This is a genomic window from Pontibacter diazotrophicus (genome assembly GCF_003367245.1).
Classification (GTDB): Bacteria; Bacteroidota; Bacteroidia; order Cytophagales; family Hymenobacteraceae; genus Pontibacter; species Pontibacter diazotrophicus.
In genome coordinates this window covers 251,581-261,113 of sequence record NZ_QRGR01000009.1, presented here as the reverse complement: position 1 = coordinate 261,113, position 9,533 = coordinate 251,581, and the positions used below count along the sequence as shown (strand labels likewise).

General features: G+C 49.0%; 6 protein-coding genes. 4 read left to right on the top strand and 2 right to left on the bottom strand.

Features of this window, described 5'->3' with window-relative positions; genetic code table 11:
* Positions 1 to 13 precede the first annotated feature (13 nt).
* Positions 14 to 856, bottom strand: coding sequence for a nuclear transport factor 2 family protein (locus DXT99_RS10260; RefSeq protein WP_115565448.1), 843 nt, complete (start codon positions 854 to 856; stop codon positions 14 to 16).
* Between the two features lie 100 nt (positions 857 to 956).
* A complete protein-coding gene (locus DXT99_RS10255) occupies positions 957 to 1,562 on the bottom strand; it encodes a hypothetical protein (RefSeq protein WP_115565447.1) in 606 nt (201 codons plus the stop codon).
* A gap of 588 nt (positions 1,563 to 2,150) precedes the next feature.
* Here DXT99_RS10255 and DXT99_RS10250 point away from each other — a divergent pair.
* From DXT99_RS10250 to DXT99_RS10235, 4 genes are all read left to right on the top strand, one after another.
* A complete protein-coding gene (locus DXT99_RS10250) occupies positions 2,151 to 3,767 on the top strand; it encodes an arylsulfatase (RefSeq protein WP_115565446.1) in 1,617 nt (538 codons plus the stop codon).
* Positions 3,768 to 3,864: 97 nt separating this feature from the next.
* The gene (rhaM, locus tag DXT99_RS10245; RefSeq protein ID WP_115565445.1) at positions 3,865 to 4,176 is read left to right on the top strand and encodes an L-rhamnose mutarotase; all 312 of its coding nucleotides are present in this window, start codon (positions 3,865 to 3,867) and stop codon (positions 4,174 to 4,176) included.
* 294 nt (positions 4,177 to 4,470) lie between these two features.
* Complete coding sequence (locus DXT99_RS10240; RefSeq protein ID WP_115565444.1) at positions 4,471 to 7,335, top strand: glycosyl hydrolase; 2,865 nt, start codon at positions 4,471 to 4,473, stop codon at positions 7,333 to 7,335.
* A complete protein-coding gene (locus DXT99_RS10235; protein WP_246000630.1) occupies positions 7,332 to 9,527 on the top strand; it encodes a hypothetical protein in 2,196 nt (731 codons plus the stop codon). Before DXT99_RS10240 ends, DXT99_RS10235 begins: the two co-directional genes overlap by 4 nt.
* The last annotated feature ends 6 nt before the right edge of the window (positions 9,528 to 9,533 follow it).

Sequence of the window (9,533 nt, the reverse complement as noted above, 5' to 3'; positions counted from 1 at the left end):
CACACCGCTTTCCTCATAAACCGCCACCAGGCGTAGCATCTCTTCTTTCTGTTCTATCATCTTGTTTTTCAACAAAAGTAGAAACTGCTACAACAGAGGGAAAGACGTACTTGGTCGGCCGGATACGTTTCAACGCCACCATCGCTGTAACTGGTTTCGCTAAAGAAGCTACATTAAAAATCGTATTATAAGGTGCAGTTTTTCCTTTATCAAGTTCGCCAAATACCTTTACTTGTTGAAGTTTTCCGCTATTAATAATACCAATTCCTAAAGTTGGGACATTGTTGGACTTTAACCATTTCTGTATTTCTTTGTCATTATCGAAAATCGAAGTTGCATTGGAAATGTCAAAACTTGCTTGATGGTCAAAACTCAAACTTTTGGACAGTTTCCATTGTCCGCTTTCTAAAAGCCAAACATTTGAGAATTTAGCTGAACTTGCAAAGCTTTCTTTTTTTCCTCCAATTGTTTCATAAAATCTATGCGTACCGTTTTGAATTGCTCCATAAATAGTGTCATTTTTATAAAGCGGATAAATTTCTGTACTCGATTTTATTAACTCTCTTCTTGATTGGTATTTATCGGGCGAACCGCACAATCCGTTTTTTAAATTAGATAAAAATTCCTTTTTATCGGAAATCCCATCTTTATCGTGTAAAAATTCAAGATTGTTGCTCAATAAGTTCTCAAATTGGCTAATATCGCAAGTATTAAAGCCTACATTAAAAAGCAGGCTGTCCTTTGATATTATGGTTTTGTATACTTCCGATTTTTCTTGAACTTGTCCAAATAGAAAAGTAGATGTTAAGCACAAAACTGCAATTAAGCTTTTTTGAATGGTTTTATAGTTTGTCATTTTTATGCAGTTTGTTTTTTAAATGGTGGGTAACCGGCTTGTATAAAAAGCGAATGAGGCGTAGCCGAAGTATGGCTTTTATACCTTGTTGGCACTAGTTTTATTTAAATTCAACAGTCGTAGATTCTTTTGAGTAAATTTCACCAGTGCTCAGTTCGATGATGACTTTTACTTTGAATTTTGAATTTAAGGAGGGAGGTTCATTTAGCTTAAAATTCATGCTTTGCGTTTCAATTTCCACTGTATCTCTGGAAGTGATGAAATCTCTAATTGACTCATTGAAGCCGACAGTCATTATTTCATTGATTGTATCTCCTTTCTTATACTGAGCGTTAAAATCATTTAATGTGACAACTGTTATATTTTCGTATTTTTCTAATTTAGACCCTCCTTCTCCACTTGAGAAACAGGAAAGCGCATACACCTGTCCAAATCCATTTCTTCTTGCTGGTTCCTGTAACGAGCTTAGGTAGTTGACGGAATATCTAAGTGTTAAGCCATGATAATCATTGAATGCCAATTTTGCATTGTCTTCTAGAGGAGGAGCTACAGTAGGACTATGTTGGTAGTGGTGAACCACACTGCTTATTCCTTGAATATCAAAGAAATAACCTTTGAAAGTGGGACAGCTTTCTTCCTTACCACAATTCACCAAGGTTATTCCAAGAAGAAAAACTAAGGTTAGGACTATTTTAGAATGGTTCATTTGTCTTTATGAATTTGTGCCAACTAGCAGCTAAAGGAGTTATTCGGCTTATCAGCATTATGTACAGAAGTGGTTTAGTCTTTTTTACCGCTGTTTTCAAAAATACCCTCTATCTCTTTGACCATTTTCATTAACAAGCTTATCCTTCTAACTAAGGTAAACAACATTGGGTAAGGCTTCTAATTAAATCAATAATATACACTTCTCCTATACAGTCCCTTAAAGAGTCATAATCAAAATAGAAGCCGGTATAAAGCAAAGCGTTGAAATAAAATTTAAGCCGTTCCACATCTTGCACTTGAGTTCAGCCTTGTTCTTTGTTACACACTTTGTCAGATTGATACCTATCTGCTTTCCTGCAATTAAAAAAGAGGAAGTTTTGTAGTTCTCATTTCTGGGAACAATTCCGTTCCTGCTTTATAAGTCAAGCCAGTAGTCTCACACTTTCCGCCCAGAGGCAGGATATAGCAGGACAATCTTTTGCTTAAAAAATAGTAGCTTGAGCATCAACGTGTAAAATTATGTAGGTTACAAGCGCTCACAAAAGAACGGCAGCGCATGAACCCCATTTCTTAAGGCCTCTTTACAATGAAGAAACGTATCCTGAGTCTTTCGCTGATTTTTGCGACAGGCCTTTTGCTAAGCCTGTCTCCACGGGAAACCAAGCCCAATATCATCATCATTCTGGCCGATGATATGGGTTACTCTGATATTGGCTCCTTCGGTTCTGAGATAGAAACACCCAACCTGGATGCCATGGCAGAAGGTGGCTTTAAAATGACTCAATTCTATAATTCCTCCCGCTGCTGCCCCACACGCGCTTCCCTTCTCACAGGCCTTTACCCGCACCAGGCAGGGGTGGGGCACATGGTAAACGAAAGAGAGGAGCCAGGTTACCGGGGCATGTTGAACGAAGAGTGCGTCACCATAGCCGAAGCCTTGAAAGAAGGAGGCTACAGCACCTACATGACCGGTAAGTGGCACCTGAACGACCGCAAAGAGCATTGGCCGGTAAAGCAGGGCTTCGACCGTTACTTTGGTTTGCTGGACGGTGCCAACAGCTATTTCGGCAATCGCCCTTACCGCCCCAATCAAAAGCTGACCTACGCGCTGGATGATGCCCCTTACACACCAGGAGAAGGTTTTTACGCTACCGATGCCTACACCGACTATGCCTTGAAGTTTATAGAAGAAGGAAAAGAAAAAGGCAAACCGTTCTTCTTGTACCTGGCGTATACCGCTCCGCACTGGCCCCTGCATGCACTGGAGGAAGACATTGCCAAATACAGGGGGCGTTACATGAAAGGCTGGGATAAAATGCGGGAAGAACGTTTCCGGCGCATGCAGGAAATGGGCATCATCTCTCGTGCTATTAGGTTGTCGCCACGGGACGAGAACGTGCCGGCGTGGGAGTCTCTTTCAGAAGAAGAGAAAAGAAGGTGGGACGAGAAAATGGCGGTGTATGCCGCTATGGTTGATCGCATGGATCAGAACATCGGCAGGCTTAGGCAGAAGCTTAAGGAACTGGGAGAAGATAAGAACACCATCATCATGTTCCTGTCGGACAATGGCGGCAGCTACGAAGCCATTGAAGGCCCTGGTTTCACCCCTGAAATCCTGGAGGCAAGTAAAAAGCCAGCCAGCGATCCGACCTCTTTTACAGCTTATCAATATGAAGGAGCCAATGTGAGCAACACCCCCTTTCGTAAGTTCAAGCGCTGGGAGCACGAAGGAGGTATTTCTACTCCGTTCATTGCGTATTACCCGGGCACTATACAGGCAGGCAGCATCAGCCACCAACCGGCACACATCATCGACCTCATGGCGACCAGCCTGGAACTGGCCGGGGTAACTTATCCTAAAACCTATAAAGGAAACACCATCAAGCCGATGGAAGGCGTAAGTATGGCTTCTCTTTTCAACAGCCAGCAGTGGCAGGGGCACGAGGCTATTTTCTTTGAGCATGAAGGCAACCGCGCTGTCAGGCAAGGCGACTGGAAGCTTGTTTCCCTCTATCCCGAAAATAAGTGGGCGCTTTACAACATGAAATCAGACCGGTCAGAGCTGAATGACCTCAGTGCCCGCCTTCCGGTAAAAGTGAAGCAAATGGAAAAACTTTACGATGCCTGGGCTGCACGCGCGAATGTAGTGCCTTTTGCGCAGTTAGTAGAGTATGACAGGCAGCGGAAGCAAAACAAAAAGTAAGCGTGTTTTTCAGAATGCAGGAGGTGAGTTATAAAGCAGGAGCAATACTTTACAGGAACACTTTCTATTTTATAACCTGAACAGACAGACAAGACAAATGCAGCGGATAGCTTTTAAGATGAAATTAAAGCTCGGATACGAGGCAGAGTATAAAAAACGCCACGACGAGATATGGCCGGAACTGGCACAACTCCTGAAAGAGGCTGGAGTGCGCGATTATTCCATTTTTTTCGATGAAGAAACAAACACCCTATTTGCCGTGCAGAAGCAGGATGGAGCCTCTTCGCAGGACTTAGGAAGCACAGCAATTGTGCAGAAGTGGTGGGCATATATGGCCGATATCATGGATACCAATTCTGATAACTCCCCGGTAAGTGTTCCTCTAAAAGAGGTGTTTTATTTAGAGTAAAATAGAAGATTGAGTTTAAATGAAAATTCTGCAAAAAGCTTCATCTAGGTTTAGTCCCAGCGGGACGACCTGTCGATAGCCCCTGGTTCATGTATACTCCTAAGCTCCAGCGGAGCGGCCTGTTGATATAAATTAGCAGGCCGCTCCCGCTGGGACTGTTTCGAAGGGTTCGCCGATGATGTAGGATTTAGCTTACCTCTTTTAAACTAACGGGAGTGATGCAGGCTCAGGTTATGACTTGCTTATAAAAAAAGTGGCGCGAGAAACGCCAAACACAATGATAAAATAAATTATATGGCGCATAAATTCAAATTCCTTTCTACGCTTCTCCTCTGCAGCACCATCCTGACGAACTGCCGCCAACCGCAGGCTTCTTCTGATGCTATAGCAGACACAGCAGGCACCCTGCAGGCACAAAACGCAGCGGTATGGCCGGAAGTGAAAAAAGAAAACCGCCCCTGGACCCGCTGGTGGTGGATGGGCAGTGCGGTAGATGAACAGAATATTAACAGGCTGCTGGATGAGTATGCGGCGGCAGGCATCGGTGGTGTGGAGATAGCACCAATCTATGGGGCAATGGATTATGAAAGCAGGTACATTGATTTTCTTTCTCCCCAATGGATGAACATACTTGATTATACTGTGAAGAAAGCAGGGGAGGCGGGTATGACAGTAGACATGACCCAGGGAACAGGCTGGCCATTTGGTGGTCCGCAGGTGAAACCGGAGCATGCTGCTTCGAGGCTGATTGTGCAAACATATCAGCTGAAAGGCGGGCAGGCGCTAAAGGAGAAAATTGTTGTTAAGGACCCGAAGCAGCAGGAAGTGGGCGCTTCGCTACAGGCGGTGATGGCCTACAGCGACAAAGGCGAAATAGAGAACATAACGGATAAAGTCGGGCAGGACGGGAAACTTAACTGGACACCGAAAGCCGGCAACTGGACGCTATACGCTGCCTTCAACGGAAAGACGCGGCAGATGGTGAAAAGGGCGGCTCCCGGAGGGGTGGGCTATACCCTGAACCACCTTTCAGAGGATGCGGTAGAGACTTACCTGGAGCGGTTTAGCAGCGTTTTTAATGACCAGAACTACGGCGTAAGAGCTTTTTACAACGACAGCTACGAAGTATATGGAGCTGATTGGTCGCCGGAGTTTTTTGAGGAATTTCAGAAGCGCAGAGGCTACGACCTGCGCCCGTATCTGCGCGAGTTGGTAAGCGAGGAACACACTGAAACAGTTGCCCGCCTGAAGTCTGATTATCGTGAAACAATGGGCGAAATGTTACTGGACCATTTCTATGAACCATGGAATGAATGGGCGCACCAACGCAACAGCATCACGAAGAACCAGGCGCACGGTTCACCGGGTAACCTGCTCGACCTGTACGCCGCTGTAGACATTCCGGAATGCGAAACCTTCGGCTCCAGCTATTTCCCGATCCCGGGCCTGCGTCGCGACAGTGCCGATGTACGCAATGTGGATCCGGACCCGATCATGCTCAAGTTTGCTTCTTCAGCTGCGCATCTTACGGGTAAGAACCTGGTTTCAAGTGAAACCTTTACCTGGCTGGGCGAGCATTTCAAAACCTCTTATTCCCAGATGAAACCGGAAGTGGAGCAGGTATTTCTCTCCGGCGTTAATCATGTGTTCTACCACGGGGTTACCTACTCTCCGGAAGATGTAGCGTGGCCGGGCTGGCTGTTTTATGCCTCCCTCAACCTGACGCCGGCAAACAGTCTGTGGTCCCAGTTTAGTGGGTTTAACAACTATATTACGCGGGTGCAGTCTGTGCTGCAGTCTGGTAAAGCTGATAACGAGTTGCTGGTGTACTGGCCGATTCACGATGTGTGGAGCAAGCCGGAAGGCATGGAGATGCTGATAAAAGTGCATGACATTGACGAGTGGCTTCACCCGACACAATTTTACAAGCAGTCGAAGCAGCTGATGGAGGCCGGTTACTCCCTTGACTTCGTTTCGGACAAAATGCTGCAGGATGCCAGCGTAAAGGAGGGGAACATCATGACAGCGGCAGCGGCTCCCGCACATAAAGTGCTGATCATCCCGCAGAGCAAACACATGTCGGTTCAGACCTTCGAGAGGGTCCTGCAACTGGCCAAAGAAGGAGCCACCGTTATAGTAGAAGAGTTGCCTGCCGATGTGCCGGGCTTGCATAACCTGGAGGAACGCAGACAGCAGCTAAACCAACTGAAGGCGTCGCTGGCGTTTACAGATGCAGGCAACGGCATCAGGCAAATGAAAACAGGAAACGGGGAGGTGCTGCTCGCTGGCAATGTGCAGCAGGCGCTGGAGTTTAAGGGCATTCAGCGGGAGGCACTCACAGATACCGGTCTGAAATTTACGCGGCGCCAGGTAAGTGATGGCAAGTATTATTACCTGGTGAACCATACCCCCAACGCCATCGACACGACCATTCCTCTAAACATGGCGGCGCAGTCTGTGGTGCTGATGGACCCGCAAAGCGGCAACTCCGGCCTGGCCATGGCCTCAACGGAAAACGACAAAACAAATGTGCGGGTACAGCTAAAGGCAGGGGAAGCGCTAATCCTAAAAGCAGCATCAGGCCCGGCACCCAATGTGCTGGCGTGGCAATACCTGGAGAAAGCCGGTGCCCCGATAGAAGTAAAAGGAGAATGGGCTTTGCGCTTTACACAGGGTGGCCCTGAACTGCCTGTAGACCAGAAGCTTAGCCAACTGAAATCCTGGACAGCGCTTGGCGACAAAAAAGCGGAAGCCTTTTCGGGTACAGGTGAGTATACCATCTCGTTTGAGATGCCTGCTAAAAACGCAGAAGAGTATGTATTGGATTTAGGCAAAGTAAGCGAAAGCGCGCGTGTCTGGGTAAACGGACAAGAGGTAGGTGTCTTAGGAAGTATCCCGTTTCAGGCAAGAGTAGGCCGGTATCTGAAGCCAGGCAACAACACGCTGAAGGTGGAGGTGGCGAACCTGATGGCCAACCGCATCCGCGACATGGACCAGAAGGGAATAGAATGGCGGAAGTACCACGAGATAAACTTCGTGAACATCGACTATAAACCATTTGATGCCTCGGTGTGGAAGCCCATGCCTTCGGGTTTGCTTGGTCCGGTAACTATTACGCCTTACAGCACAGCCACTACAAAAGAAGTAAGCGCGCTATGAGAGGGAGTAAGCGGGTATTATGTGTTGTCAGTAAGTATACCGCTGCCTTTGCGCTCGTGCTCCTGTTTGGGTGCAGCGCTTCCGATGGCACCACAACCGGCAGTACACCCGAAAAGATAGACCGGCAGGCGCTCGTAAGCCGCCACAACATTACCTTAACGGCACCAGATACGCTCGCCTCCTTATCGGTAGGCAATGGCGGGTTTGCTTTTACAGTGGATGTGTCGGGGCTGCAGAGCTACCCGCAATACTACGAAAACGGAGTGCCCCTGGGAACACAGTCGCAGTGGGGCTGGCATGTTATTCCAACAGACCAGAACTATACCTTGGAGGACGTTGCCCAATACGATACAGCTGCCAATGGCCGCGTAATTCCCTTTCCGGTGCAGCACAAAGGTGCAGGCCGTAAGGTGGATGCCATGGACTGGCTGCGTGCCAACCCGCACAGGCTGCACCTGGGCGTGGTAGGGCTGGTGCTGCTGAAGGAAAACGGGGAGCAGGTGCAGGTAAATGAACTGCAGAACGTTCATCAGAAACTGGACCTTTGGTCGGGTAAGATTGAAAGCAGGTATGAGGTGGAGGGCGTACCCGTGACGGTAGAGCTTTACGGGCACCAGGAGAAAGACGGCCTGGCGGCGCGCATTACGTCCCCGCTCATCAGCAGGCAAAAACTAAAAGTAACCCTGAGGTTCCCCTATGGTGCCGAATGCCATGTTTGCCCGGGGTACGACTGGGAGAGCCAGGAAAGGCATACCACCACGCTGGCCCCATCTGAAGCAGGAGTGAACCAGGTGCAGCTGAAACGGCAGCTGGACTCTACCATCTACTACACAGGCATACGCTGGAGTGAAAAGGGGCAACTGGACCAGAAGGAAAGGCACTATTTCGAGCTAACCCCGTCAGCAGACCAGGAGAGCATGGAGTTCAGCGTCTTGTTCAGCCAGAGGCAGGCAAGCGATATCCCGGATTACGAGGCGACGCAAGCCAGCAGCAAAACCAATTGGCAAAGATTCTGGACAGAGGGGGGAGCCATCGACTTCTCCGGGTCAACGGACCCAAGGGCACAGGAGCTGGAAAGGCGGGTGGTTTTGTCGCAGTACCTCACCAGAATACAATGTGCCGGAAACCTGCCGCCCCAGGAGACAGGGCTGACCATGAACAGCTGGTACGGCAAGCATCACCTGGAAATGCATTGGTGGCACGGGGTGCATTTTGCGCTGTGGGACAGGCTGGAACTGCTGAAGAAAAGCCTGCCCTGGTACCACAAAGTACTGCCGAAAGCCAGGGCCACCGCCAGGTGGCAGGGCTATGAGGGGGTAAGGTGGCAGAAGATGACTGACCCGGCCGGGAATGAAAGCCCGTCCAGCATTGGTCCCTACCTTATCTGGCAGCAGCCGCATATTATTTACTTTTCCGAACTGGTGTACCGGCAGCGCCCAAACCAGGCCACGCTGGAGAAATACAGAGACCTCGTTTTTGAGACGGCAGACTTCATGGCTTCGTTCCCCACGTATGATGCCGGGGATCAGCGGTATCATCTGGCAGCTCCCCTGATACCAGCCCAGGAGCTGTTCCCGGCGCATGAAACAAACGATCCGCCTTTTGAACTCGCCTACTGGCATTATGCGCTGTCGGTGGCACAGGAGTGGAGAAAGCGCCTCGGCTTGCCCGAAAATGAGAAGTGGCAGGCGGTGATGGACCAACTGGCTCCGTTGGCTATAAAAGATAGTTTGTACCTGCCAAGTGCCACGCATCCGCAAGCCTACCAGGACGACTCCTTCCGCCACGACCACCCCGTGGTAGTGGGTGCCTATGGCGTGCTGCCGCTCAGCGAAAAAATAGATACAGCCGTGATGCTGCATACGTTCAACGAAATTCTGGATAAGTGGCAATGGGAGACCACCTGGGGCTGGGACTACCCGATGATGGCGATGAGTGCGGCCAGGTTGGGAGAACCGGAAAAAGCAGTGGCCGCCTTGTTTATGGACACTCAGAAGAACACGTACCTGCCAAACGGGCACAATTACCAGGATAAGCGGCTGCGGATTTACCTGCCCGGCAATGGGGGCTTACTTACTGCTGTAGCCATGATGGCCGCAGGCTGGGATGGTGCTCCTGACAAGCCTGCTCCAGGCTTTCCGGATAACGGAAAGTGGAAAGTGAAGTGGGAGGGGCTCCATAAAATGCCTTAACCTTAA

What these genes read in the sequence shown, in the direction of transcription:
- DXT99_RS10260 (WP_115565448.1), bottom strand. Translation starts at nt 856, where the DNA reads ATGACAAACTATAAAACCATTCAAAAAAGCTTAATTGCAGTTTTGTGC.
- DXT99_RS10255 (WP_115565447.1), bottom strand. Translation starts at nt 1,562, where the DNA reads ATGAACCATTCTAAAATAGTCCTAACCTTAGTTTTTCTTCTTGGAATA.
- DXT99_RS10250 (WP_115565446.1), top strand. Translation starts at nt 2,151, where the DNA reads ATGAAGAAACGTATCCTGAGTCTTTCGCTGATTTTTGCGACAGGCCTT.
- rhaM (WP_115565445.1), top strand. Translation starts at nt 3,865, where the DNA reads ATGCAGCGGATAGCTTTTAAGATGAAATTAAAGCTCGGATACGAGGCA.
- DXT99_RS10240 (WP_115565444.1), top strand. Translation starts at nt 4,471, where the DNA reads ATGGCGCATAAATTCAAATTCCTTTCTACGCTTCTCCTCTGCAGCACC.
- DXT99_RS10235 (WP_246000630.1), top strand. Translation starts at nt 7,332, where the DNA reads ATGAGAGGGAGTAAGCGGGTATTATGTGTTGTCAGTAAGTATACCGCT.